Origin of the sequence: Mycolicibacterium arenosum (assembly GCF_024320865.1) — a bacterium.
In the GTDB taxonomy this organism is placed as follows: Bacteria; Actinomycetota; Actinomycetes; order Mycobacteriales; family Mycobacteriaceae; genus Mycobacterium; species Mycobacterium arenosum.
Window position 1 is genome coordinate 316,645 of sequence record NZ_JANDBD010000009.1, and the last position, 23,425, is coordinate 340,069.

General features: G+C 67.6%; 27 protein-coding genes. 16 read left to right on the forward strand and 11 right to left on the reverse strand.

What is annotated here, in order from left to right:
* Positions 1-26: 26 nt before the first annotated feature.
* Positions 27-716 (reverse strand): GntR family transcriptional regulator, encoded by a 690-nt coding sequence (locus tag NM203_RS22415; RefSeq protein WP_255062638.1) that lies wholly within the window; start codon positions 714-716, stop codon positions 27-29.
* A gap of 244 nt (positions 717-960) precedes the next feature.
* On the opposite strand from NM203_RS22415, the gene NM203_RS22420 reads away from it, so the two are divergent.
* From NM203_RS22420 to NM203_RS22445, 6 genes are all read left to right on the forward strand, one after another.
* On the forward strand, positions 961-1,563 hold the full coding sequence (locus NM203_RS22420; protein ID WP_408633393.1) for a hypothetical protein: 603 nt from the start codon (positions 961-963) through the stop codon (positions 1,561-1,563).
* Positions 1,564-1,781: 218 nt separating this feature from the next.
* Positions 1,782-3,287, forward strand: a complete 1,506-nt coding sequence (locus tag NM203_RS22425; protein WP_303625058.1) for a nitric oxide reductase activation protein NorD — start codon at positions 1,782-1,784, stop codon at positions 3,285-3,287.
* A gap of 9 nt (positions 3,288-3,296) precedes the next feature.
* Positions 3,297-4,073 (forward strand): CbbQ/NirQ/NorQ/GpvN family protein, encoded by a 777-nt coding sequence (locus NM203_RS22430; RefSeq protein ID WP_255062641.1) that lies wholly within the window; start codon positions 3,297-3,299, stop codon positions 4,071-4,073.
* Between the two features lie 13 nt (positions 4,074-4,086).
* On the forward strand, positions 4,087-4,218 hold the full coding sequence (locus tag NM203_RS22435) for a hypothetical protein (RefSeq protein WP_255062642.1): 132 nt from the start codon (positions 4,087-4,089) through the stop codon (positions 4,216-4,218).
* Entirely contained in the window at positions 4,215-4,925 is a 711-nt protein-coding gene (locus tag NM203_RS22440) for a hypothetical protein (RefSeq protein ID WP_255062643.1), read from the forward strand. Before NM203_RS22435 ends, NM203_RS22440 begins: the two co-directional genes overlap by 4 nt.
* Positions 4,926-5,007: 82 nt before the next feature.
* A complete protein-coding gene (locus NM203_RS22445; RefSeq protein ID WP_408633394.1) occupies positions 5,008-5,358 on the forward strand; it encodes a hypothetical protein in 351 nt (116 codons plus the stop codon).
* Between the two features lie 7 nt (positions 5,359-5,365).
* Here the strand turns inward: NM203_RS22445 and NM203_RS22450 are convergent, their stop codons facing one another.
* Positions 5,366-5,965 (reverse strand): TetR/AcrR family transcriptional regulator, encoded by a 600-nt coding sequence (locus NM203_RS22450; RefSeq protein ID WP_255062645.1) that lies wholly within the window; start codon positions 5,963-5,965, stop codon positions 5,366-5,368.
* Positions 5,966-6,037: 72 nt separating this feature from the next.
* Between NM203_RS22450 and NM203_RS22455 the strand changes: the two genes are divergently transcribed.
* On the forward strand, positions 6,038-7,126 hold the full coding sequence (locus tag NM203_RS22455; RefSeq protein ID WP_255062646.1) for an NAD(P)H-dependent amine dehydrogenase family protein: 1,089 nt from the start codon (positions 6,038-6,040) through the stop codon (positions 7,124-7,126).
* Here the strand turns inward: NM203_RS22455 and NM203_RS22460 are convergent, their stop codons facing one another.
* The 8 genes from NM203_RS22460 to NM203_RS22495 all read right to left on the reverse strand — a co-directional run bounded on the left by NM203_RS22460 (position 7,127) and on the right by NM203_RS22495 (position 14,883).
* Positions 7,127-7,945, reverse strand: coding sequence for an LLM class F420-dependent oxidoreductase (locus NM203_RS22460; protein ID WP_255062647.1), 819 nt, complete (start codon positions 7,943-7,945; stop codon positions 7,127-7,129). It lies immediately after the preceding gene.
* Between the two features lie 39 nt (positions 7,946-7,984).
* Complete coding sequence (locus NM203_RS22465; protein WP_255062648.1) at positions 7,985-10,063, reverse strand: PhoX family protein; 2,079 nt, start codon at positions 10,061-10,063, stop codon at positions 7,985-7,987.
* Between the two features lie 125 nt (positions 10,064-10,188).
* The gene (locus tag NM203_RS22470) at positions 10,189-10,320 is read right to left on the reverse strand and encodes a hypothetical protein (RefSeq protein WP_255062649.1); all 132 of its coding nucleotides are present in this window, start codon (positions 10,318-10,320) and stop codon (positions 10,189-10,191) included.
* Positions 10,321-10,355: 35 nt separating this feature from the next.
* On the reverse strand, positions 10,356-11,249 hold the full coding sequence (locus NM203_RS22475; protein ID WP_255062650.1) for an Rv0045c family esterase: 894 nt from the start codon (positions 11,247-11,249) through the stop codon (positions 10,356-10,358).
* Positions 11,250-11,314: 65 nt separating this feature from the next.
* Complete coding sequence (locus NM203_RS22480; RefSeq protein ID WP_255062651.1) at positions 11,315-12,400, reverse strand: inositol-3-phosphate synthase; 1,086 nt, start codon at positions 12,398-12,400, stop codon at positions 11,315-11,317.
* 46 nt (positions 12,401-12,446) lie between these two features.
* Positions 12,447-12,995, reverse strand: coding sequence for a PadR family transcriptional regulator (locus NM203_RS22485; RefSeq protein WP_255062653.1), 549 nt, complete (start codon positions 12,993-12,995; stop codon positions 12,447-12,449).
* Between the two features lie 114 nt (positions 12,996-13,109).
* The gene (locus NM203_RS22490) at positions 13,110-13,979 is read right to left on the reverse strand and encodes a DUF1707 SHOCT-like domain-containing protein (protein WP_255062654.1); all 870 of its coding nucleotides are present in this window, start codon (positions 13,977-13,979) and stop codon (positions 13,110-13,112) included.
* A gap of 16 nt (positions 13,980-13,995) precedes the next feature.
* Complete coding sequence (locus NM203_RS22495) at positions 13,996-14,883, reverse strand: DUF1707 SHOCT-like domain-containing protein (RefSeq protein ID WP_255062656.1); 888 nt, start codon at positions 14,881-14,883, stop codon at positions 13,996-13,998.
* A 121-nt stretch (positions 14,884-15,004) separates the two neighbouring features.
* On the opposite strand from NM203_RS22495, the gene NM203_RS22500 reads away from it, so the two are divergent.
* The 3 genes from NM203_RS22500 to NM203_RS22510 all read left to right on the forward strand — a co-directional run bounded on the left by NM203_RS22500 (position 15,005) and on the right by NM203_RS22510 (position 19,642).
* Positions 15,005-15,427, forward strand: coding sequence for a DUF5318 family protein (locus NM203_RS22500; RefSeq protein WP_255062657.1), 423 nt, complete (start codon positions 15,005-15,007; stop codon positions 15,425-15,427).
* A gap of 196 nt (positions 15,428-15,623) precedes the next feature.
* Positions 15,624-17,948: a transglycosylase domain-containing protein gene (locus NM203_RS22505; protein WP_303625061.1), complete on the forward strand. Its 2,325-nt coding sequence runs from the start codon at positions 15,624-15,626 to the stop codon at positions 17,946-17,948.
* A gap of 110 nt (positions 17,949-18,058) precedes the next feature.
* Positions 18,059-19,642, forward strand: a complete 1,584-nt coding sequence (locus tag NM203_RS22510; RefSeq protein ID WP_255062660.1) for a glycosyltransferase family 87 protein — start codon at positions 18,059-18,061, stop codon at positions 19,640-19,642.
* On the opposite strand, the gene NM203_RS22515 is transcribed toward NM203_RS22510, so the two are convergent.
* Positions 19,542-20,150, reverse strand: a complete 609-nt coding sequence (locus NM203_RS22515) for a hypothetical protein (RefSeq protein ID WP_255062661.1) — start codon at positions 20,148-20,150, stop codon at positions 19,542-19,544. The two genes, NM203_RS22510 and NM203_RS22515, sit on opposite strands and share 101 nt — an antisense overlap.
* A 60-nt stretch (positions 20,151-20,210) precedes the next feature.
* Between NM203_RS22515 and NM203_RS22520 the strand changes: the two genes are divergently transcribed.
* The 6 genes from NM203_RS22520 to rplI all read left to right on the forward strand — a co-directional run bounded on the left by NM203_RS22520 (position 20,211) and on the right by rplI (position 23,269).
* Positions 20,211-20,675 carry an SRPBCC family protein gene (locus NM203_RS22520; protein WP_255062663.1) on the forward strand — a complete coding sequence of 155 codons (465 nt, stop codon included), beginning with the start codon at positions 20,211-20,213 and terminating at the stop codon, positions 20,673-20,675.
* 48 nt (positions 20,676-20,723) lie between these two features.
* On the forward strand, positions 20,724-21,491 hold the full coding sequence (locus NM203_RS22525) for an SGNH/GDSL hydrolase family protein (RefSeq protein ID WP_255062664.1): 768 nt from the start codon (positions 20,724-20,726) through the stop codon (positions 21,489-21,491).
* 130 nt (positions 21,492-21,621) lie between these two features.
* Complete coding sequence (rpsF, locus tag NM203_RS22530; protein ID WP_255062665.1) at positions 21,622-21,912, forward strand: 30S ribosomal protein S6; 291 nt, start codon at positions 21,622-21,624, stop codon at positions 21,910-21,912.
* A gap of 83 nt (positions 21,913-21,995) precedes the next feature.
* A complete protein-coding gene (locus NM203_RS22535; RefSeq protein ID WP_255062666.1) occupies positions 21,996-22,502 on the forward strand; it encodes a single-stranded DNA-binding protein in 507 nt (168 codons plus the stop codon).
* A gap of 32 nt (positions 22,503-22,534) precedes the next feature.
* A complete protein-coding gene (gene rpsR, locus NM203_RS22540; RefSeq protein ID WP_255062667.1) occupies positions 22,535-22,801 on the forward strand; it encodes a 30S ribosomal protein S18 in 267 nt (88 codons plus the stop codon).
* A gap of 12 nt (positions 22,802-22,813) precedes the next feature.
* Entirely contained in the window at positions 22,814-23,269 is a 456-nt protein-coding gene (gene rplI / locus NM203_RS22545; protein WP_255062668.1) for a 50S ribosomal protein L9, read from the forward strand.
* The last annotated feature ends 156 nt before the right edge of the window (positions 23,270-23,425 follow it).

Sequence of the window (23,425 nt, forward strand, 5' to 3'; positions counted from 1 at the left end):
CGGCGCGTGCCACGGGTTGGGCTCACTCAGAGCACTCCGGCGAGGGCTCCGTCGGTCATCGTGTCGGGACCGAGGACGCGCCGCCTGATCAGTTCGCTCAGCATGATCCGGCCGAGCACCTCGGAGCGGTCGACGCACGCCGCGCGGGCGGCACCTGGTTCGCGGGCGGCGATGGCCGCTGTCTCGGCCTCGTAGAAGGGCAGGATCTCGTCGTGGCTGCCCAGATAGGTGGACCAGAACTCGGGGGGCATGAAGATCTGCGCGGCGTTGATCGCCGCGGTGAGCCGGGGACCCGCGTACGCCTCGTTGATGACCTTGCGGTACCGCCACGCGTTCTCGTGGAAGAGGCGTGTCTCGACGCTCGCCTGCAGCTTGTCCAGACGCTTCTCGAGTTGATGAACGATCTTGGGAGTGGGATGGGCGGCCGCCCTCGCCGACGCGATGCCGCTCAGCACCCCGTGCAGTTCGTGGTTCTCGATCAGGACGCTCTCGTCGAAGCGTTCGACGTAGGCACCGCGGTGGTAGCGCGTCGACAGCACGCCCGTGTGCTCGAGCTGGACGACGGCCTCCGACACGGGGACGCGACTCAGCCCGAGTTCCCTGGCGACCTCGTTGCGGTCCAACCGATCGCCGGAGCGCAGTTTCCCCGTCAGGATCAGGTTCACGACATGCGCGACGACCTGGTCCTTCTCTTTGACCCCGTACTTCTTGGGCATGGCCGCTGAAGTGTCTCACGCTGCCGCGCCCGACGCGCAACCCCTGATGGTGCTTCCCGAACGCCAAGTCGTTGACTAAGGTCAGCAATCGAAGCGGTTGACGACACTCCGGAGGAACCCCTTGGCATCTCTTACGCCGTGGCGCGCGTCCGACTCCGCCTCACGGCGTCCGGTCGACTCGTCGGGTTTCGACGATCACGACGAACGGTCGCGGGCGGCCCAGCGGCAGGCCGACAGGTGGCTCATCGCGGGGTCGCTGCTGATCGGCACCGCGGTGCTGGGGCTCTTCGGGCTTCCGCTGTTCCTGCGCGGCATCTGGCTGCTGCGGAAGGCGCAGCGCGAAGGCCTCTCCGTGCGGCCCATGATCGTGACGCTGATCGGGTACCTCGTCATCATCGACGCCGCGATCAACACCGTGGGGTGGGCGCTGGACGTGATGGCCAATCACAGCCTGTTGGCGCGAGTGTTGTTGAACGGCTGGGGCTATTTCTTCGACGCGGGCTACTTCTGGCACTACAACGAGCTCTGGATCGGCGGCGCCGCGGGGCCGGGCGAGAAGGCGATGGAAGTCGGAATGATCCTCACCGTCTTCACGATGCGGATCGCGGCGGGGATCGGCTTCCTGCAGATGAAGCGCTGGGGCCACCAATGGATGATCGTCACCTGCTGGATGGGCGTGCTCATCTGGATCCTCTACGTCTTCAACATGACCATGTACGCCGACGTGCGCTACGCGGGCACCATCTTCCCCGTCATCGGCTGGTGGCTCTACGACATCTTCTACATCACGCCGTTCCTGGCCATCCCGTACCTGCACACCGTCAACCGCGAGATCTTCTCGGACTGACCGGAGTGGTTGTATTGACTGAAGTCACTGACACGACTACAAAGAAGCGATCGTGGAGAGGTCGATAGATGGCTTACGTGTGGGAGATCCTGCGTTACGTCGCGGCCTGGGGCGGAACGGGCCTGATCATCTGGTTCTGGTACTGGATGTTCTCCAACATCGGGACGTTCTGACACCACGGGGAGCGAACCGTGGCTGAGCTCGCGGACGCGTCGGCGATGGCGTTCGAACGCAGCTGCGCTCTGACTGCCGTCGCGCTGAGCGGCGAACGCCGCGACGGGGCGCGGTTGGTCACCGGGACGAACCGCGCCTTCAGCCTCAACGCGTCGGGCCACACCGTGCACGTGCCGTATCCGATACCCCGTGGCTGGACTCGCAGAACGGTGACGTGCGGTGTCGCCCTGCAGTGTTCACCGTCCAAGGAACGGCTCGCGCAGTTCCACCTCAACGAGCTGTCCGCACGCGAACTGCGTGCGCTGACCCGCGTCGAGGCGGGCGTCGCACTCGGCTGGATAACGGCGAGATGGCCGGGACTGGTCGCCGAAGTGCAGCGCGTGGCACCCGAGCTGGAGCCGGGGGACGCCGACACCGACGCCGAGGCCATGGTCCGGCGCGCGATCGACCTGGCCCGCGCCGACGACGACGGCCAGGACGTCAACCCACTGCTCGGCCGGCTGTCCACGGCCGCCACGGCGCCCACAGGATGGACCGACAAGCTGGTGCGGCGCTTCGGCAGGATGCCGTGGACCACGACGCAGAAACGGATGCCGCAGCCGTACTCGGTGCCCGTCGGCGGCGACGGCGGAGTCCGCAACCCGAACCTGCCGCCGCCGAGTCGGCCGCAGGACAACGACATCGACCGAACCCCCGAGCACCGGCCGGGGATTCCGTACCCGGAGTGGAACGCGTGGACGAAGACGTTCCTCACCGATCACGTCGCGGTGCTCGAACGCCCTCGCGACACCGCGGTCGGGCGGGCCACGACGTCCTCGGCCGACCTGCGCGAGTGGTTCGAGGAGCACACCCACCGCTCGATGACGGGAGGCCTGGAGGACGGCTCGGACCTGGACGTCGATCGCTACGTCAGCCACTACCTCGACGTGCGCACGGGGGAGGCGGGGGAGCCGCGGGTGTTCCGCGAGCTGCTGCCGAGCAATCGCGACGTCACCACCGCGCTGCTCCTGGACGGCAGCTCGTCGCTCGGAGTGCACGGCGGGCGGGTGTTCCGGCTCGAATTGTCCTGTGCTGACGCCCTTTCCCGTGCGATGACGCGCGCTCGCGAGAGGCACGGCGTCTTCGTGTTCACCGGGAACACCCGGCACCGCGTCGAGGTGACGTGTCTGAAGGACTTCACCGACCCGCGTTTCCTCCCGCCCAGTGGCGCGGGTCTGGTCACCGGCGGATACACCCGTCTCGGCGCGCCCATCCGCCACCTCACCAGTCGGCTCCTCGCCCAGCAGTCCGAACGCCGGCTGCTGATCGTGATCGGCGACGGCATGATCTCCGACGAGGGATACGAGGGGCGCTACGCCTGGGCCGACGCCGCGCACGCCGTCGAGGAGGCCAACGACGCGGGTGTCTCGGTCTACTACGTCGGCGTCGGACCGACCCGGGTGGATCCGCTGCCCGAGGTGTTCGGACCCAGGCGCTCGCAACGCATTCGGCGCGTCGAAGAACTGCCTCGGGTGTTGGCGCACGTGCACCGCGAACTGGTCTCGGCCTGAGGAGGAACGATGAGCAACGACACGTACTACGCGGGCGGCACCGAGGTTCGGCTCTTCGAGCAGGCGTTCCACCGCAGGGTTCCGGTGATGCTGACCGGCCCGACCGGATGTGGGAAGACCCGACTCGTCGAGCACATGGGCACCCTGCTGGGTCGACCCGTCGTCACCATCAGCTGCCACGACGACCTGACGAGTTCCGACCTGGTCGGGCGCTTCACGGTCACCGGCGGCGACGTGGTGTGGACCGACGGTCCGTTGACGAGAGCCGTCAAGACGGGCGCGATCTGCTATCTCGACGAGGTCGTCGAGGCGCGGCACGACTCGCTCGCGATCCTGCACTCGCTGACCGATCACCGTCGCGCGCTCTACCTCGACCGCGCAGGCGAGGTGGTGCACGCACCGGACGAGTTCATGCTGGTGTGCTCGTACAACCCCGCCTACCGCAGCTCGCTGAAGGAGCTCAAGCCGTCGTTCCGGCAGCGCTTCGCGACGCTCCCGATGGGATATCTGCCGAGCGACCGCGAGGCGGAGGTGGTCGTCGCGGAGACGGGCATCGAGCTCGCCGCGGCGCACCGGTTGGTTCAGTGCGCCAACGCCATTCGAACCGCCGACGCGGCGTTCCACTTCGAGCCGCCGTCCACCAGGGTGCTCGTGACCGCCGCCCAGCTGATCACCGCGGGCGCAAGCGAACTCGACGCCGCCGAGGCGTGCATCCTCGCGCCGCTCAGCACCGACGGCGCCATCACCGAGGGTCTCCGCGAAGTCGCGGCGGCCAGCCTGCTCTAGGAAGGGAGCCCCCGTGGTCGATCAGAGGGAACGCAAGCGCAAGCGCGCGCTCATCGTCTTCCAGATCTTCATCTACGGCTACCTGCTGATCATGTTCGGCATCCAGCTGTACATGTCGTTCGCGCGGGGGTGGTGGGACCTGTGAACCTGCCGCTGCTTCGAAGACGCAGCGACACAGGGGAATCCGTCGGCCACGACGAGCACCACGACGAATCGCGCAGCGCGCAGCGGCGAGCCGACAAGTGGATGATCGTCGGTGCCGGGCTGATGGGGATGTGGGCGCCGGGCGTCATCGGGCTGCCGATCTTCCTGCGCGGGGTGTACCTGCAGCGCCAGGCGCTTCGGGCCGGGCTGTCGGTGCGGCCGATGATCGTGACGCTGATCGGCTATCTGGTGCTGATCGACGGCATGCTGAACAGCCTGGGCTGGGCGCTGGACCTGGTGGCCAACCACACGTTGATCAACCGGGTCCTGATGGTGGGCTGGGGCTACATGTTCGACGCCGGCTACTTCTGGCACTACAACGAGGCGTGGGTGGGCGGCGCCGCGGGGCCGGGCGAGAAGTCGATGGTCTTCGGAATGATCCTCACCGTGTTCGCGATGCGATGTGCCGCGGCGATCGGCTTCCTGCAGCTGAAACGCTGGGGCCACCAGTGGATGATCGTCACCTGCTGGATGGGCGTGCTCATCTGGATCCTCTACGTCTTCAACATGACCATGTACGCCGACGTGCGCTACGCGGGCACCATCTTCCCCGTCATCGGCTGGTGGCTCTACGACATCTTCTACATCACGCCGTTCCTGGCCATCCCGTACCTGCACACCGTCAACCGCGAGATCTTCTCGGACTGAAGGAGACACTGTGACTGCCCCGGACACCACCCAGGAGTCGGCCGACGACCTCCCGCCCGGCACCACGCCGTACTACGCCAACATGCACAAGTGGATCAAGCGCGCGGTCCTGGTGTGCCTCGTCGCGCTCGTCCTGGAGGGCGCCTTCACGCTGCCCTTCATGGCGGTCTACTACGGCTATCCGACGCTGAGCCTCACCCAGATCTGCAGCGAACTGCTGAAGGTCCGGTACTCCGATGACGCGCTGGAGTGCCAGTTCCCCTACCCGATCCTCGGCCCGCCCGAGGGCGCTGAGGGCAAGGACACCGCCCGGGACGAGTGGGGCATCCAGCCGACGCCGCAGTACGAACGGCTCGGGTTCCGCGAACTGGTGCGGCGGCACGACGAGCGGGTGGCGCGGGAGGCCGCCGCTCAGCAGCCGGGCAGCCCCTGATGGGCGGTTAAGCGCGAACGGCCTGCAGGCTGCGCTTGACGTAGTCGGCGATCATGTCGTCGCGCAGCTCCCAGTTCGCCGTTGTGGTCAACAACGCGTAGAGACCGAGCAGGAAGAACACCGCGCTGTTGATCGGAATCACGTCGGCGGCCACCTCGTCGCGTTCCTTCGCCAGGTCGAGCTCGCGGGCCACCAGGACGATGAGCGCGTGGTCCTCGGCACCCTCCGACTGCGGACGGGTGGGCGAGAAATGCAGGGCTAGAAGGTCTTTGAAGAGCACCGCGCCGAATCTCCGCTCGATCGCGATGACCAGCCGGACCGCCTCCCGATACGCGTCGGCCAGGTCGTGGTCCTTGGCGACGAAACGGCCGAACTGGCCGGCGATGCGCTCCTCCTCCCGGTGCTCCATCTCGAGTAGCACGTGTTCCTTCGTGGGGAAGTGGAAGAAGAACGTGCCGTGCGCGACGCCCGCGGACGCGACGATCGCGCCGACGTCGGCCTCGGCCATTCCCGCGCGCTTGAACTCGGCGACCGCGGCGCCGAAGAGTCGTTCACGCGTCTGGAGCCGCTTCGCCTCTCGGACCGACAGGCCCTCCGACGTCGCCATCGCGTGCCTCCCGCCTGCCGACCTGACTGAACCCTGCTCCCCAGAAGTTACCAGCGGATAGACTCACTGACTATGGTCAGCGAAGCTCGCAGGGTCATCCAGTTCTCGACTGGCAATGTCGGGCGGCACTCGCTGCGGGCGATCATCGGGAGGCCAGACCTGCAGCTCGTCGGCGTGCACGCGTCGAATCCCGGTAAGGTCGGCCGCGACGCCGCGGAGCTGTGCGGGTGGCCCGACCCGACGGGGGTCATCGCGACCGACGACGTCGACGCACTGCTGACGCTCGGCGCGGACTGCGTCGTCTACACGTCGCAGGGCGAGACGCGGCCGATGGAGGCCATCGAACAGATGGCGGGCTTCCTCACCGCGGGAGTCAACGTGGTGGCGACGTCGATGGTGTGGCTCGTCGCTCCGCGGCAGGCCGACGGCTGGCTGCGCGATCCGTTGCAGCAGGCGTGCGAGGCGGGCGGAACGTCGCTGTACGTCAACGGCATCGACCCCGGCTTCTCCGGTGACACCGAGGTGTACACCGCCCTGAGCCTGGTGACCAGGGCGCGGTCGATCACCGTGCAGGAGATCTTCGACTACGCCAACTACGACGACTACGAGTTCACCGGCAACGCAATGGGATTCGGCATGCCGGCCGATGCGATGGAATCGGTGATGCTGTTCCTGCCGGGGGTGCTCACCTCGATGTGGGGCGGCCCGGTCCGCAGCCTCGCCGGGCACCTCGGGATCGAACTCGACGAACTCCGGCAGCGTGTCGAACCCTGGTTCGCCACCGAACGGATCGACTGCACGATGACCACGGTCGAACCCGGCGGGATGGCCGCCGCGCGATTCGCGGTGGAGGGCGTTCGCAACGGGGTGCCCGTCATCACGATGGAGCACATCAATCGCCTCACCGCCGCGGCGGCACCGGAGTGGGACTACCCACCGGACGGCAAGACCGGTGTGCACCGCGTCCTCGTGGAGGGGGAGCCGCGCGTCGAGGTCAACACGCACGTCTCGCATCCCGTGTACGACACGACCGATGCCGGCTGCATGTCGACGGCCGCCCGTGTGGTCAACGTCATCGACTGGGTCTGCCGCGCGCCCGTGGGCATCGTTGCGGTGGAGGATGTTCCGCCGGTGGAGATGATCCGCGGACTGATGTGGTGATCAGCTCCGCGCGTCGCGCCAGCGCACCAGCGCCTCGGCGGTGGACAGGTCGTAGTCCGGGCCGTTGACTCCCACGGTCAGCAGCGTGACGCCGAGGCCGACGAGGGCCTCCGCGTTGGCGATCAGCGCGTCGAGGCCCTCGCCGCGGGCGACGCCGCTGTTGTTCTCCACTCCGGCCGAGCGCTCGATGGCGTCGGGGTCGCGGCCGATCTGCTCGCAGTGCTGCGCCAAAATCTCGGCCTTGCGCGGGTAGGTCTCGGGGGTGGTGAAGCCGTGCCACATGTGGGCGTACTGCGCGACGAGCTTGAGCGTCTTCTGCTCGCCCTGACCGCCGATGAGGATCGGAATATCGCGCACCGGAGCGGGATTCAGCTTACCCAGGCGTGACACGATGCGGGGCATCGCCAGGGCCAGGTCGTCGAGTCGGCTGCCGACGGTGCCGAACTCGTAGCCGTACTCTTCGTAGTCCTTCTCCTTCCACCCCGAGCCGATGCCGAGGATCAGCCGACCGTCGGAGATGTTGTCGACGGTGCGGGCCATGTCGGCGAGCAACTCCGGATTGCGGTAGGAGTTGCACGTCACCAGTGCGCCGATCTCGATGCGCGACGTCTGCTCCGCCCAGGCGCCGAGCATCGTCCAGCACTCGTAGTGCGCGCCGTCCGGGTCGCCGTACAGCGGGAAGAAGTGATCCCAGTTGAACGCGACGTCGACACCCATGTCCTCGGCGCGCTTGACCGCGTCGCGCATCGGTCCGTAGTTGGGGGAGTGCTGAGGCTGCAGTTGGACGCCGATGCGAATCGGCCGGGGAGTGGAGGTCATGTGTCTCTCCTTACCCCATCTCCCGCGAACAGACGCAAACTAGACCCCGATGTTGCCGCCGTCGCGCCACACCGCCACCACCGAGGGCCGCGCGGTGCCGTTGCCGCCCTCGGGCCAGCGCGACAGCGGGTCGTCGATGCTGTTCTCGTCGTTCTCGCCCGGGTGCTGCACGCACACCGTCACCAGATCGTCGGTGACGACCGGGCCGCAGGTCTCCGCACCGAGCGGCACGGTGAGGAACTGCTTGGTCTCACCGCGGTTGGGGCCGTCGAGCGCGACGGCGAACAGTCCGTCGTTGGAGTCCAGCGCGTTGCCGTCGGTGGAGATCCACAGGTTGCCGTGGCTGTCGAACGCCAGGTTGTCGGGGCAGGAGATCGGGCTGACCTTGGTCTTGTCGAACCCGCCGTAGTAGGTGTCGGCGGCGGCGGGATCACCGCAGACCAGCAGCAGGTTCCACTGGAACGTCGTGCCCGCGTGGTCGTCGGTGAACTCGAGAACCTGACCGTTCTTGTTGTCGTTGCGGGGATTCGCCGCGTCGACGCCGGCCTCCCCCTCGGCACCGCGCTCGCTGTTGTTGGTGAGCGCGACGTAGACCTTGCCGGTCTTCGGGTTCGCCTCGAAGTCCTCGGGCCGGTCCATCTTGGTCGCACCCGCCTTATCGGCGGCCAGCCGGGTGAAGACGGCGACCTCCTGTGCGGTGAAGCCGTCGACCATCGACTCGCCTTGCCCGTTCGGGCCGGACGTCAGCAGCGGCAGCCAGGTCCCGCTGCCCTCGAACGCACCGCCGGCGGGCAGCGTGCCGGAACCGTCGATCTCGCCGGCCGGGATCTCGCTGCTGAGCTTCGCGACGTACAGCGTGCCCTCGTCGAGCAGGGACATGTTGTGCGCCATGGCTTCCGGCGTGGTACCGGGCTGCACCTTCTTGCTCGACACGAACTTGTACATGTAGTCGAAGCGCTCGTCGTCACCGGTGTAGGCGACTACGGTGCCGTCGTCGGTGACGTAGACGTTGGCGCCCTCGTGCTTGAAGCGGCCCATCGCGGAGTGCTTGACGGGCTTCGAGTTCGGATCCCACGGGTTGACCTCGACGATGTAGCCGTGCCGGTTGACCTCATTCGGCGTCTTAGCGACATCGAAGCGCGGATCGAAGTCCTCCCACTTGAGTTCGGACGGCTCGAGCTTGAGGCCGTACCGCTTGAACCGCGCCGCCGTGGCCCCCTCGGGAGCGGGCGCTCCTTCTGGTGCGCCGAAGTAGCTGTGGAAGTTCTCCTCGCCGGAAAGGACCGTGCCCCAGGGGGTTACCCCGCCCGCGCAGTTGGCGAAGGTGCCCGCCACGGTGCGGCCGGTAGGGTCGGCCGCGGTCTTCACGAACTCGGTGCCCGCGCCTGGTCCGGTCAGCGTCATCGGGGTGTCGGCGGTGATGCGACGGTTGTAGCGGCCCATCACCGGGCGGAGTCCGTCGGGACCGCGCTCGACCTCGACGACCGTCAGACCCATCGAGGCGACTTCGATGTCGAACTGCTCGCGGGTCGGCGCGTCCGGGTTGTAGCCGGGGAACATGAACTGCGGCGTCGCGTATTCGTGATTGGTGACCAGCAGGAAGCGGTTGGCCTGTCCTTCGATCGGCAGCAGCCCGGCGAAGTCGTTGTTGAAGCCGAACTGCTGGCGCTGGGCCGCGCCGGTCTGCGCGTTCACGTTGAACACCGGCGCGCCCGGCAGGACGGGATCCCCCCAGCTGATGACGACCTTCTGCCGGTAGCCCTCGGGGATGACGACGACGTCCTCGCTGTTGGGCGCGATCGCCGCGAAGTTCATCCCCGGCGGGGTGACGGGCTCCGCGGGCGCCGCGGAACTGCTCGAGGCGGCACCCGGATCCGCGTCGGTGCCACACGCGGCTAACGCGCTGCCCGCGCCGACGGCGAGCACGGTGACCGCGCTGGAGCGCAGCATGGCGCGGCGGGACAGCGCTTGGCGCACGATGTCGCCGAAGTACTCGTTGTCGCTGGTGTTAGGGGCGGGATGGAAGCAGGCCTCGGCGCATTTGAACCGGCATGTGACGCGCTGACGCGCCGACTTTCCGTCGTGCTGGACGAACAGGTTCAACGGCAGCAGCGCCATGCGGCAATGTCCTCTCGGGCGGTCTCACACACCAGAAAACGTCGGCCGGGGCTGCGGCCGCGCTGCGCGTGAAGTTACCGACGCCGGGGAGACGGCTGTGAACGCTCAGGTGAACAACAGGGGTCTTACGCGGACTCGGGTTCGGGGGCCGGCGGCGGTGGGTCCGGGATGAGCCGCTCGGGTACCTCGACCGGCGCGAGGCGTTCGGGTGTCTCGGCCGGGGTCAGCGGCTCGACGGGTTCTGCGGGGGTTGTCATCGGTACGGGCTACCCGTTGTCGGGGAATCGAAAAGTCAGCCTGCCAGAATGCTTTTCAGGATCTTGACCAGCTTGGCGGGCTGATCGCCCTGGACGGAGTGGCCGGCGTCGGCGACGATGTGCGTGCGCTGGAAGCCCGGCGCGCCCTTGGCGAAGGCGTCGGCGTCCTCGTCGTTGACGAAGAACGAGTTGGCGCCGCGCACCAGGGTCGTCGGCATCGTGATGGCGGGCACGTCGTCCCAGAGGTTGAGGAACCCGTCCCCCTTGCGGAACGAGTCGTAGCGCCATGTCCAGGTGCCGTCGTCCAGGCGCTTGCTGTTGTGGAAAACGCCGCGGCGCAACGAGTTCCGGTCGCGGTGCGGCGCCGCCGCGACGGTCACCTCCAGCATGTCCCGGAACGACGGGAAGGTGCGGTCGCCCTGTACCAGCGCCACGGTGCCCATCTGCGCCTTGGTCATCTCCTCGTGTCGCTCGGGCGCCGACGGCGTGACGTCGACGAGCACCAACTCGCGCACCAGATCGGGCGCGGTCGCGGCGATGCGCAGCGCCGTCAGTCCGCCGAGGGACATCCCGACGACGAGCCTCGGCGACGGCGCGTGCTCACGCAGCACCGGGATGATCTTCTCCGCGGCGAGCCGTGGCCCGTAGTCGCCGTCCTCGCGCCATGCGGAGCGGCCGTGACCGGGCAGGTCGATCGCCAGGGCGGGCACGCCGATGCCGAGGATCACGGTGTCCCAGGTGTGCGCGTTCTGGCCGCCACCGTGCAGGAACACGATCTCCGGGGACGTGTCACCCCACCTGATCGCACTGATCTCCCCGAGGTCGAGGCGCGCAACCGGGGGCAGCGGCGCGAGAGCTCCGATCTGCTCGGCGTTCTCGGCTAGCAGCCCGAATTCGTCGAGACCTGCGAGGTCTTCATCGGCAACCACCGACCCACCATAGCGATTTGCGTGTTGCAACCCGCGCTCAGCACGGGTTGCAACACGCAAATCGGTTAACCGGTAATGAAGGTTTCGAGCTGGGTGCGGGCGACGTCGTCCGGCAGCTGCTCCGGCGGGCTCTTCATCAGGTAGGCCGACGCGGGGATGATCGGGCCGCCGATGCCGCGGTCCTTGGCGATCTTCGCGGCGCGCACGGCGTCGATGATGATGCCCGCCGAGTTCGGCGAATCCCACACCTCGAGCTTGTACTCCAGGTTCAGCGGCACGTCACCGAAGGCGCGGCCCTCGAGGCGGACGTAGGCCCACTTGCGGTCGTCGAGCCAGGCGACGTGGTCCGACGGGCCGATGTGGACGTTCTTGTCCTCGATCTTGCCCGCCAGCGACCCGGTCAGGTTCGACGTCACGGCCTGGGTCTTGGAGACCTTCTTCGACTCCAGGCGCTCGCGCTCGAGCATGTTCTTGAAGTCCATGTTGCCGCCGACGTTCAGCTGGTAGGTGCGGTCGAGCGTGACGCCGCGATCCTCGAACAGCTTGGCCATCACGCGGTGGGTGATGGTGGCGCCGACCTGGCTCTTGATGTCGTCGCCGACGATCGGCACACCGGCGTCGGCGAACTTCTTGGCCCACACCGGATCCGAGGCGATGAACACCGGCAGCGCGTTGACGAACGCGACGTTCGCATCGATGGCGCACTGGGCGTAGAACTTGTCGGCCTCCTCGGAGCCCACCGGGAGGTAGGACACCATGACGTCGACCTTCGCGTCCTTGAGCGCCTTGACGACGTCGACGGGCTCGGTGTCGGAGATCTCGATGGTCTCGGCGTAGTACTTGCCGATGCCGTCGAGCGTCGGTCCGCGCTGCACGACGATGTCGGTCGGCGGCACGTCGGCGATCTTGATGGTGTTGTTCTCGGAGGCGAAGATCGCCTCGGACAGGTCGAAGCCGACCTTCTTGGCGTCGACGTCGAACGCGGCGACGAACTTCACGTCGCGCACGTGGTAGGTACCGAACTTCACGTGCATCAGGCCGGGCACGTTGGCGTTCTCGTCGGCGTCCTGGTAGTACTGCACACCCTGCACCAGTGAGGACGCGCAGTTGCCGACGCCGACGATCGCGACGCGTACTTCATTCTCGGACATGGCGACTCCTTCTTCTACTGAAACTCAGTGCAGTGGTGGGTGATGCTCAGGTTTGGTTCTCGGGTGGCGTCTGTGCCACGCGTTCGGCCGCGATCAGGTCGTTGAGCCACTTCACTTCGCGCTCGCTGGACTCGAGGCCCAGCTGATGCAGCTGCTTGGTGTAGCGGTCGAACGAGCTGCTGGCCCGCGCGATGGCTTCACGCAGACCTTCACGCCGTTCCTCCACCTGGCGACGACGACCTTCGAGGATCCGCATTCTGGCCTCGGCCGGGGTGCGGTTGAAGAACGCCAGGTGCACACCGAATCCGTCGTCGGTGTAGTTCTGGGGGCCGGTATCGGCGACGAGCTCGGCGAAGCGCTTCTTGCCCGCGTCGGTCAGCTCGTAGACCCGCCGCGCGCGCCGCACCTTGCTGATGCCCTCGGGGGCGGCGTTCTCGACGATGAGTCCGTCGGCCTGCATGCGCCGCAACGCGGGGTACAGCGAGCCGTAGGAGAACGCGCGGAACGCGCCGAGCAGGCCGGTCAGGCGCTTACGCAGTTCGTAGCCGTGCATCGGCGATTCGAGCAGCAGGCCCAGGATGGCGAGCTCCAGCATGTCGAATCACCTCCTGTTCACCTACGCGCTACGACGGTTCGACACCTCGGCGAAGTGTATCGCGCCGATATATTGAGCGCTACGGGAGTGCGCCGCGAATCGCGAAGACCGAGGTCAGGAGGGATAGCTGATGTTCTTCAGTCGGCCTTTGCCGTCAATCTGCATGTGTCCGCTGCCCCCGAGTTCGCTCGACACGTGGATGGACAGAGTCAGCTCGCCCGGCGTCACCGGGGTCCTGGCGGGGTCGACCGTCAGGTAGGTGCCGGTGACGTCGGCGGGCTCGATCCCCAGGGTCTGGGGCGCACCGCGCAGGACGGCGACGACAGCGGGCACGTCGATGGCGGCGAGGTCGACCAGCACGTCGTCGTCGCCCTTGGCCGAGTCCGATGTCGAGTCGCCCCAGCCGCCGCGATAGGTGTAGTCGAGGACCCGGCGCGGTTCGGCTGGATCCGCGCGGTCGAGGCTGGCGTAGTCCGGGTAGACGGTGAGGCTGTAGCCCAGAGTGTCGCCGAACCGCTGACGCATCTGCTCGAACAGCCCGTTGAGCCCGCCGAGCGAGTGCAACTGGCGCGGCGGAGTGAGCACCTTGGCCTCGATGTTGTCGGACTTGGCACCGGGATCGGTCGTGAAGTCGAACGGTGAGGAGGAGTTCCCGTAGAGGCCCCAGCCGATGGCGATGCCCAGCAATACGAGCACCGCCGAGAACGCGAGTCCGATACCCCGTGCTCGACCGGCCCCGCCAGCCGATGCGAACGTCGGCGGCGGTTTCAGATCGGGCAGCTGCACCGGGGCGTTGTCGTTCTGCAGATCGGAGACCAGGGCCTGCAACTCACCGAGCGTGCTCGCGCTGGTGGCCGATGTCACGCGCGTGCGGTGCTCCTCCATCGAGAGCTGCCCGTCGGCCAACGCGCTGTCGAGTATCTGACAGGTGTCGTTGCGGTCGGTGTCCTTCGCCCGCGTGCCTGAGCTCTTCCGGGATGCCACGACGATGATCGTAGGGTCAGGTCGGCTGCTCGACGCGCTTTACGGTGCCCGCCCCGTCCAGGTAGACGAACCCGCTGTCGCCGGACGTACTCGAGACCTTGATCATCAACTCGAGTGCTCCGGGGCCGGCGGGACCGCGCAGGTGGTCGATGTCGATCACGAGATCGGATACGTCGGCGGCTGGGATGCCGACCGTGTCGGGTGCGACTCGCAGCGCTTCGACGACCGCCGCGACGTCGAAGGCGCCCAGATCGGCCGGCTCGTCTTCGGGATCCCGCGGTCTGTCACTGGGATCGCCCCAGCCGTTGTTGAAGCGGTACAGCAGCTTGGCCTGATCGTCGGTGGGGTCCGGTCGAAGCAGCATCGCGTCTTCGCGCCAGATAGCCAGTTCGATCCCGGTCGTGTCGCCGAACCGCTGACGGATCGTGTCGAGCAGCGCGGTCATCCCGTCGACGGTGTGGAACTCGGTCGGCATCGCGACCACCGACGGTTCCACGCCGTCGGGCGACGAGCCGGGACTCGGGGGCTCCGTGGGAGCGACGGGGGATTCGGCCACCGGTTCGGCGACGACCCCGCTCGGGGTGGGAGGCGCATCCGAACCGGAGGTGGCCACCACGACGGCGACGATCACCGCGATGAGTCCGAACGCACCCGCGGCGAGCACCCAGCCCCGACGATTCACCCGGGCGGTGCGGCGCGGCTGCTCAGCCGAAGTCGACGGCTGCAGGTCGGCGGTGAGGCCCTGCAATTCGCCCAACGTCGTCGCGCGAGTGGCGGCGGCCACGCGTTCCCTGTGCTCCTGGCCCGTGAGCTGACCTTCCACCAGCGCGCCGTCCAGGATCTGGCACACCGCGTTGCGATCGGCGTCTCTGGCCCGCGTTCGGGGTGATTGCCCTTTGGCCACGCGGTCATCGTAGGAGTTCGGTCACCATCACCGCAGACCAGATGCCGAACCCGCGGGCGCGACGGGGACGGGTGACGTGGTCGAGCCTCCGTGCTCGCGGGGTCGACGTACTCTGGTCATCGTGCGATTGCAGCGACAGGTGGTGGACTACGCGCTTCGGCGACGGTCCCTGCTGGCCGAGGTGTACTCGGGGCGCACCGGCGTCTCCGAGGTCTGCGACGCCAACCCCTACCTGCTGCGCGCTGCGAAGTTCCACGGCCGCCAGAGCAGCGTCACCTGCCCGATCTGCCGCAAGGAACAGCTCACGCTGGTGTCCTGGGTCTTCGGCGACAACCTGGGTGCCGCCTCCGGCTCGGCCCGCAGCACCGAGGAGCTGGTGATGCTGGCGGCCCGCTTCGACGACTTCAAGGTTCACGTTGTGGAGGTCTGCCGAACGTGCAGTTGGAATCATCTGGTCAAGTCGTATGTGCTCGGAACGGCTCAGCCTCCGAAGGAACGCGGCACCCGGACTGCGCGCTCGGGAGCGCGCACGGCGAGTGAATAGCGAAGGGCGCCACAGCAGGTCAGCCGGCGATGCTCCGAGGGAGCAGGCGGCTGACAACGTGGCGACCCCTCCCTCGCCCCCCTCGGTGCCGCTGTCCAAGCCCGCGCCGGCACAGTCACCCGCCGACGCCAACAGCACCACGGCGATCCCCAAGCCGAATCGGCCGCCGGTCGCGCCGCCCGACGACCGCCGCACGATGGTGCTGCCGCCGGTCCCCGCCGGTCCCGTCGACCGTCCGTACCGCGATCCCGTCGAGGTCGTGAAGGCGGCACTCGACGGCGGGCCGCCGCCTCCCCGGCCACCCGCCGGCCCGCCGCCGTTCGGTGGCGGTGGAGGTGGCCCGACAGGCGGACCGCCGGGACCGAAGCCCCCCCATCAGCGCCGGGTCAACTGGAAGGTGGTGCGGCGCGTCGGCTACGCGTTGCTCGCGGCGGCGATCGTGCTGCCGATCATCACGTTCGCGATGGCCTACTTCATCGTCCAGGTGCCCAAGCCGGAGGACATCCGGACGGCGCAGGTGTCGACCATCCTCGCCAGCGACGGCACCGAGATCGCGAAGATCATTCCGCCGGAGGGCAATCGGGTCGACGTCACGATCGACCAGATTCCACAGGCCGTGCGCGACGCGGCGATGGCCGCCGAGGACCGCGACTTCTACAGCAACCCCGGATTCTCGTTCAAGGGCTTCTTCCGCGCGTTCAAGAACAACCTCTTCGGCGGCGACCTGCAGGGCGGCTCGACCATCACCCAGCAGTACGTCAAGAACGCGTTGGTGGGTGACGCCCGCGACGGCGTCGGCGGCATGATCCGCAAGGCCAAGGAACTCGTCATCTCCACGAAGATGGCGAACGAGTGGTCCAAGGACGCGGTGATGCAGGCCTACCTCAACATCATCTACTTCGGCCGCGGCGCGTACGGCGTCTCGGCGGCCGCGCAGGCGTACTTCGGCAAGCCCATCGAGCAGGTCAACGTGGCCGAGGGCGCACTGCTCGCCGCACTCATCCAGCGGCCGTCGACGCTCGACCCGGCCGTCGACCCCGAGGGTGCGCTCGAACGGTGGAACTGGGTGCTCGACGGCATGGTCACCATCGGCGCGCTGTCTCCGGAGGATCGGGCCGCGCAGGTGTTCCCGCCGACCACGCCGCCGGAGCAGGCGCAGCAGCAGGATCAGACGACCGGGCCCAACGGCCTCATCGAGCGGCAGGTCATGCGCGAGTTGACGGACATCTTCAACGTCAACGAGCAGCAGCTGAACACCGAGGGTCTGCAGATCACGACGACCATCGATCCGAAGGCGCAGAAGGCCGCTGAGGAGGCGGCGGCGGAGACCCTCGACGGCCAGGACCCCGACATGCGGACGGCCGTGGTGTCCATCGATCCGAGGACGGGTGGCGTGAAGGCCTACTTCGGCGGAACCGACGCCCAGGGCTTCGATTTCGCGCAGGCGGGCCTGCCGACGGGTTCGTCGTTCAAGGTGTTCGCGTTGGTCGCCGCGCTGCAGCAGGGCATGGGCCTCGGCTATCAGGTCGACAGCTCGCCGGTCGATCTCAACGGCGTCAAGATCACCAACGTGGAGGGCGGCGGCTGCGGCACCTGCAACATCGCGGAGGCGCTGAAGCGGTCGCTGAACACCAGCTACTACCGCCTGATGCTGAAGCTGAAGAACGGACCGCAGGACGTCGCCGACGCCGCGCACGCCGCTGGCATCGCCGAGAGCTTCCCCGGCGTCGAGCACACGCTCTCCGAGGACGGCAAGGGCGGCCCGCCGTACAACGGCATCGTGCTCGGGCAGTACCAGTCGCGCGTGATCGACATGGCGTCGGCCTACGCCACGCTCGCCAACTCCGGCGTCTACCACAAGCCGCACTTCGTGCAGAGGGTCGTGAACTCCTCGGGCAAGGTGCTTTTCGACGCCGAGCAGGACAGCGAGGGCGAGCAGCGCATCGACAAGGCCGTTGCCGACAACGTGACCGCGGCCATGCAGCCGATCGCCGGCTACTCCAACGGCCACAACCTCGCGGGCGGGCGCCCGTCGGCCGCGAAGACCGGCACGAACCAGTTGGGCGACACCGGTGACAACCGCGACGCCTGGATGGTCGGATACACGCCGTCGCTGTCGACGGCGGTGTGGGTCGGCACAACCGAGGGCGTCAAGCCGCTGCAGAACTCGTACGGCGGAGCGGTCTACGGATCGGGTCTGCCGTCGGACATCTGGAAGGCGACGATGGACGGCGCCCTCGACGGCACCGACAACGAAACATTCCCGAAGCCAACGGAAATCGGCGGGTACGCCGGTCCGCCGGCGGCACCGCCGCCCCCACCGAGTCCGACCGTGCCGCCGCCGCCGTCGGAGACGGTGATCCAGCCGACCATCGAGCTCGCGCCCGGCATCACCATTCCGTGGGGTCCGCCGACGACGGTCCCGGCGGTACCGCCACCACCGCCGCCACCGCCCGGTGGTGACCCCAACGCCGTGGGGCAGCCGACGCCGGCGCTGACCGGGGCACCTCCGCCGCCGTGACGGAACCGAACGTCGCCACGTCGCCGGAACCCGCACTCTCAGACCGGCGATCAGGTACTACTTCTCCAGCTCCGCTCGCTGATGACCTGCGCAGTGACGACGGTCGGGACATGCCCAGCAGGACCGACGTCATCGGACGCGCGCTGTCCAACACGATCGGCGGTCCGGTGGGGCGGCACGCCCTGATCGGCAGGACCCGGTTCATGACGCCGCTGCGGGTGATGTTCATCATCGCGCTGCTGTTCCTGGCGTTCGGGTACACGACGAAGGCCGCGTGCCTGCAGTCCACCGGCACGGGACCGCCTGATCAACGCGTCGCGGTGTGGGAGAACAACCGCGCCTACTACGAGCTCTGCTATTCGGACACCGTGCCGCTGTACACCGCTGAGATGCTGAATCTCGGTAAGTTCCCGTACAAGTCGAGCTGGACCGAGGTGGACGGCACCGGCATGGCCCGCACGCAGTACGACGGCACCCCGGCGATCCGGTACATGGAGTATCCGGTGCTGACCGGCCTGTACCAGTACGTGTCGATGGCTCTGGCCAAGACCTACACCGCGTTGACGAAGCTGACGTCGATCCCCGTCACCGCCGAGGTGGTGATGTTCTTCAACATCTCCGCGCTGGGGTTGGCGCTCGCGTGGCTGGCCACGGTCTGGGCCACGGCGAAGATGGCCGGCCGGCGCATCTGGGACGCCGCAGTGGTGGCGGGCTCACCGCTGTTGATCTTCCACGCGTTCACCAACTTCGACGCACTGGCGGCGGCGTGCGCGGCGGGCGCGATGCTGGCGTGGGCCCGCCGAAAACCCGCGCTGGCGGGCGTTCTCATCGGCATCGGCGTGGCCCTGAAGTTGTACCCGCTGCTGCTGTTCGTGCCGCTGCTCCTGCTCGGACTGCGTACCGGCCGACTGCGCGAGGTCTCGCGCGCGGCGCTCGTCGCGGCGGCGACATGGCTCGCGGTGAACCTGCCGATCATGGTGCTGTTCCCGCGCGGGTGGGCGGAGTTCTTCATCCTCAACACCCGGCGCGGTGACGACATGGACTCGCTGTACAACGTCGTCAAGTCGTTCACCGGCTGGCGAGGGTTCGACACCGACCTCGGATTCTGGGAACCGCCTACGATTCTCAACGGGGTGTCCGCGCTGCTGTTCGTCGCGTGCTGCGCGGCAATCGGTTACGTCGCACTCACCGCCAAGCAACGGCCCCGGCTCGCACAGTTGGCGTTCCTGGTGGTGGCGGCCTTCCTGCTGACCAACAAGGTGTGGAGCCCGCAGTACTCGCTGTGGCTGGTGCCGTTGGCGGCTCTGGCGCTACCGCACCGGCGGATCCTGTTGGCCTGGATGGCGATTGACGCACTAGTCTGGATCCCGCGCATGCTGTATCTGCACGGCGAGCAGAACATGGGGCTGCCCCAGCAGTGGTTCACGACCACCGTGCTGCTCCGTGATGTCGCTGTGATGGCGCTGTGCGCGTTGGTCATCCGCCAGATCTACCGCCCGCAGCTGGACCTCGTCCGCTTCGGCGGTCGCATCGACGACCCCACGGGTGGCGTGTTCGACGGTGCCGCCGACTCGCCGCCCCGATGGCTGCGGCTCAGGCCCGGTACCCCGGATGGGGCGGCTGAGGCGGATAGTGCTGAGGCGGATAATGCTGGGGCGGAGCGCTTGTCCGCTTCGCCCGGATCCACGCGGTAGTAGACGGCAGCAGCACCAGTATCAAGGTTGCGATCGGGAAGATGACACTCACGGCGTTGGTTCCACTGCTTCCGTAGGTGTATGCACTCATGGTGCTGAACATCCCCAGGCTCATTAGGCTGCTGACGATGGAGACGGCGCATCCCGCAACGACGAGCCAGCGCCCGATCATCTTGCGCAACAGCAACATCACCGTTCCCGGCACCAGCAACACGCCGGCCGTGACGTTGAGCAGCGCTACGGCCATCAGCCCACCCCAAAAGCCGGACTCGCCGAGGCTGGAGTCGGAGACTGCGGTGAGTCCGATCGCCATGAAGATGCCGCCGACGACGTTCACCAGCGCGCCGAGCCCGGCGAGCACACCCGCGATGATGCCCGTGGCTCCGTTGGGAGCGGCAGGCGGCGCGGGCGGGTAGCCGTAGGGCTGCTGTTGCGGATACCCCCACTGTTGGTTGCCCGGCTGCTGCACCGGAAACCCCTGACCGTAGGGCCCGTTCGGATAGTTCACCGCTCAACCCTAACGTCGGACGGGGTGGCCGCCGCGCGGGAAAACGAGGAGGGTGGACCCGTGACCGAACTCCAGTTCTCCGACTCCGTCGTCGTCCACGTCGATCCCGCGCGCCTCTACGCGCTGATATCCGACGTGACGCGGATGGGGGAGTGGAGCCCGCAGTGCAGGGCGTGCTGGTGGGACGACGGCGACGGCCCGACGGTCGGCGGGTGGTTCACCGGCCGCAACGAGACGGCGGAGCGCACGTGGGAGACACGCAGCCAGGTGGTCGCCGCCACCCCCGACCGCGAGTTCGCGTGGGAGGTCAACAACGGTTGGGTCCGCTGGGGTTTCACGCTGACGCCCGAGGGGCCGAACACGCGCCTGACGGAGTCGTGGACGTTCCTGCCGAAGGGGATCGCGGGCTTCCACGACCGCTACGGCGCGGACGCCGAGAATCAGATCGCGATCCGCACGCTGGCGGCCACCGACGGCATCCCCGCGACGCTCGCGGCGATCAAGCGCAGCGCTGAGGCGCAGTAGTCGCCGAAACCCCGGCTAACCAGCCACTATCGCGGATACGCTCCTCGCATGCGCACAGGGGGAGTCCTCGTTCTATCGGCCGCCGTCGTGATGCTCAGCGCGTGTTCATCGAGTGCGCCGCCACCGACGGCGAAGTCCTCCACCGCGGAGACGACGCAGGCCTCCCCCGACGAATCGACTGCGGCGGAAGCGCCTTCGGATTCGTCCTCGTCGGCTCCAGCGGGCGAGCCGGGGGCCGTTCGGTATCTGGCACTGGGTGACTCGCTCACGCAGGGTGTGGGTGCGCCCGACGAGACGACCGGCTCCTTCCCCGCCCTGCTGGCACAACACTGGCGTGACGACGGTTGTGCCGTCGAACTGCAGAACGCCGGCATCAGCGGGTACACGGCGGGCCAGGTGCTCGAGGAGCAGGTGCCCCAGATCGCCGATTTCGAGCCCACCCTGATCACGTTCCAGGCCGGTGGCAACGATCTGGTGAACGGCGTCTCGGTGGACGACTACCGCGACAACGTCGAGGACATCCTCGACGCGGCGACCGACAGCGGTGCCCGCGTCATCGTGCTGGCCCAGAACGAGTGGTTTCGCGCGCCCGGCGGGGAGGGCTACACGACACCCGAGGCGCGCGCCGAACTCGATGCCGTGTTGATCGAGGAGGCGCAGGACAAGGGTGCCGAGTTCGTCGACCTGCGGCCGCTGTACAAGCAGCAGGCCGACGAGAACCTCTGGGTCGAGGACGGCATCCACCCGACGCCGGAGGCCTACCAGGCGTGGTCGGACGAACTCGCCACCCTGGTGCCCGCGCCCTGCCGGGCGTAGCTTCCCTGCTTGGGCGCGATTTGGCTGGTCAGCGGCGGTTCATGTAACCTTGCCCGGTTGCCGACGCAGGCGACCCTCCTGCCACGGACAGTCCGTGGCCGCACCAGACCATAGGAGGTGATGGGTTCTTATGCGTCCATACGAAATCATGGTCATCCTCGACCCCACTCTCGATGAGCGGACCGTAGCGCCGTCTCTGGAGACGTTCCTCAACGTCGTCCGCAAGGACGGCGGCAGTGTCGACAAGGTCGACATCTGGGGCCGTCGCCGGCTGGCCTACGAGATCGCCAAGCACGCCGAGGGCATCTACGCCGTCGTCGATGTGAAGGCGGAGTCCGCCACGGTGTCCGAGCTGGATCGCCAGCTCAACCTGAACGAGTCCGTGCTGCGGACCAAGGTGATGCGGACCGACAAGCACTAAAGCGCTTGTACGTCGGGGCAGTTCCGTAGGCTCGCCTGCGACTGCTCTTCGTTCACACCGCCGAACTCACCCAGGAGGACCACGTGGCTGGTGACACCGTCATCACGGTCATCGGAAACCTGACCGCCGATCCCGAACTGCGTTTCACGCCGTCGGGTGCCGCGGTCGCGAACTTCACCGTGGCGTCGACGCCGCGCATGTTCGATCGTCAGACCAACGAGTGGAAGGACGGCGAAGCGCTGTTCCTCCGCTGCAACATCTGGCGTGAGGCGGCGGAGAACGTGGCCGAGAGCCTCGTTCGCGGCTCGCGCGTCATCGTCAGCGGGCGGCTCAAGCAGCGTTCGTTCGAAACCCGCGAGGGCGAGAAGCGCACGGTGGTGGAGCTCGAGGTCGACGAGATCGGTCCGTCGCTGAAGTACGCGACGGCGAGGGTGAACAAGGCCAGCCGCAGCGGCGGCGGGGGCGGCGGATTCGGCGGCGGAGGCGGCGGCGGTCAGTCCCGCAGCTCCGAGCAGCCCAAGGACGATCCGTGGGGCAGCGCCCCCGCGTCGGGATCGTTCGGCGGCGCCGAAGAAGAACCCCCCTTCTGACACAACATCGTTAAAGCAAGGAAGAGATTGTCATGGCGAAGGCCAGTAGTACGAAGAGGCGTCCGGCTCCCGAGAAGCCGATCAAGACGCGCAAGTGTGTGTTCTGCTCGAAGAAGGGCAAGAACCAGGTCATCGATTACAAGGACACCGCGTTGCTGCGGACCTACATCAGCGAGCGCGGCAAGATCCGTGCGCGTCGGGTGACGGGTAACTGCGTGCAGCACCAGCGGGACATCGCGATCGCGGTCAAGAACGCCCGCGAGGTCGCGCTCCTGCCGTTCAGCTCGGCGACGCGGTAAGGGGGCGACGAGATGAAGCTGATTCTCACCGCCGAGGTGGACCACCTGGGCATCGCCGGTGACCTCGTCGAGGTCAAGGACGGCTACGGCCGTAACTACCTGCTCCCGCGCGGGCTCGCCATCGTGGCGACTCGCGGTGCCGAGCGGCAGGCCGAGGAGATCCGTCGGGCCCGCGAGGTCAAGACCGTGCGCGATCTCGACCACGCCAAGGAACTGCAGGCGGCCCTCGAGGCCATCGGCCCGGTGTCGCTGAAGGTCAGGACGGCCGGTAACAGCGGCAAGCTGTTCGGCTCGGTCACGCCGTCCGACGTCGTCGCGTCCATCAAGAAGGCCGGCGGACCGAACCTGGACAAGCGGACGGTCTCGCTGCCCAAGGCTCACATCAAGTCGGTCGGAACTCATCCGGTCTCGGTGCGTCTGCATCCCACCGTCAGCGTCGCAGTGTCGCTGAACGTCGAAGCGGAGTAACCAGCCGCCAGGCGCCAGCGTCAATAACGTCCGGGTGACGACCATGATCGGTCGACACCCGGACGTTGCTGTTGTACCTGGCGAACTTTGCCTGCAACTTCCGGTGCAGCGAACCTTACGAGCTGTTAACCTTCACGCCCTCAAAGGGCAACACAA

Bases quoted from the DNA above. Each gene is read 5' to 3' on its own strand.
- NM203_RS22415 (WP_255062638.1), bottom strand. From the start codon at position 716: ATGCCCAAGAAGTACGGGGTCAAAGAGAAGGACCAGGTCGTCGCGCAT.
- rpsR (WP_255062667.1), top strand. From the start codon at position 22,535: ATGGCGAAGGCCAGTAGTACGAAGAGGCGTCCGGCTCCCGAGAAGCCG.
- NM203_RS22485 (WP_255062653.1), bottom strand. From the start codon at position 12,995: ATGCTGGAGCTCGCCATCCTGGGCCTGCTGCTCGAATCGCCGATGCAC.
- NM203_RS22425 (WP_303625058.1), top strand. From the start codon at position 1,782: ATGGCGTTCGAACGCAGCTGCGCTCTGACTGCCGTCGCGCTGAGCGGC.
- NM203_RS22510 (WP_255062660.1), top strand. From the start codon at position 18,059: ATGCCCAGCAGGACCGACGTCATCGGACGCGCGCTGTCCAACACGATC.
- NM203_RS22455 (WP_255062646.1), top strand. From the start codon at position 6,038: ATGGTCAGCGAAGCTCGCAGGGTCATCCAGTTCTCGACTGGCAATGTC.
- NM203_RS22465 (WP_255062648.1), bottom strand. From the start codon at position 10,063: ATGGCGCTGCTGCCGTTGAACCTGTTCGTCCAGCACGACGGAAAGTCG.
- NM203_RS22525 (WP_255062664.1), top strand. From the start codon at position 20,724: ATGCGCACAGGGGGAGTCCTCGTTCTATCGGCCGCCGTCGTGATGCTC.
- NM203_RS22430 (WP_255062641.1), top strand. From the start codon at position 3,297: ATGAGCAACGACACGTACTACGCGGGCGGCACCGAGGTTCGGCTCTTC.
- NM203_RS22480 (WP_255062651.1), bottom strand. From the start codon at position 12,400: ATGTCCGAGAATGAAGTACGCGTCGCGATCGTCGGCGTCGGCAACTGC.
- NM203_RS22460 (WP_255062647.1), bottom strand. From the start codon at position 7,945: ATGACCTCCACTCCCCGGCCGATTCGCATCGGCGTCCAACTGCAGCCT.
- NM203_RS22450 (WP_255062645.1), bottom strand. From the start codon at position 5,965: ATGGCGACGTCGGAGGGCCTGTCGGTCCGAGAGGCGAAGCGGCTCCAG.
- NM203_RS22470 (WP_255062649.1), bottom strand. From the start codon at position 10,320: ATGACAACCCCCGCAGAACCCGTCGAGCCGCTGACCCCGGCCGAGACA.
- NM203_RS22445 (WP_408633394.1), top strand. From the start codon at position 5,008: ATGCACAAGTGGATCAAGCGCGCGGTCCTGGTGTGCCTCGTCGCGCTC.
- NM203_RS22505 (WP_303625061.1), top strand. From the start codon at position 15,624: ATGGTGCTGCCGCCGGTCCCCGCCGGTCCCGTCGACCGTCCGTACCGC.
- rplI (WP_255062668.1), top strand. From the start codon at position 22,814: ATGAAGCTGATTCTCACCGCCGAGGTGGACCACCTGGGCATCGCCGGT.
- rpsF (WP_255062665.1), top strand. From the start codon at position 21,622: ATGCGTCCATACGAAATCATGGTCATCCTCGACCCCACTCTCGATGAG.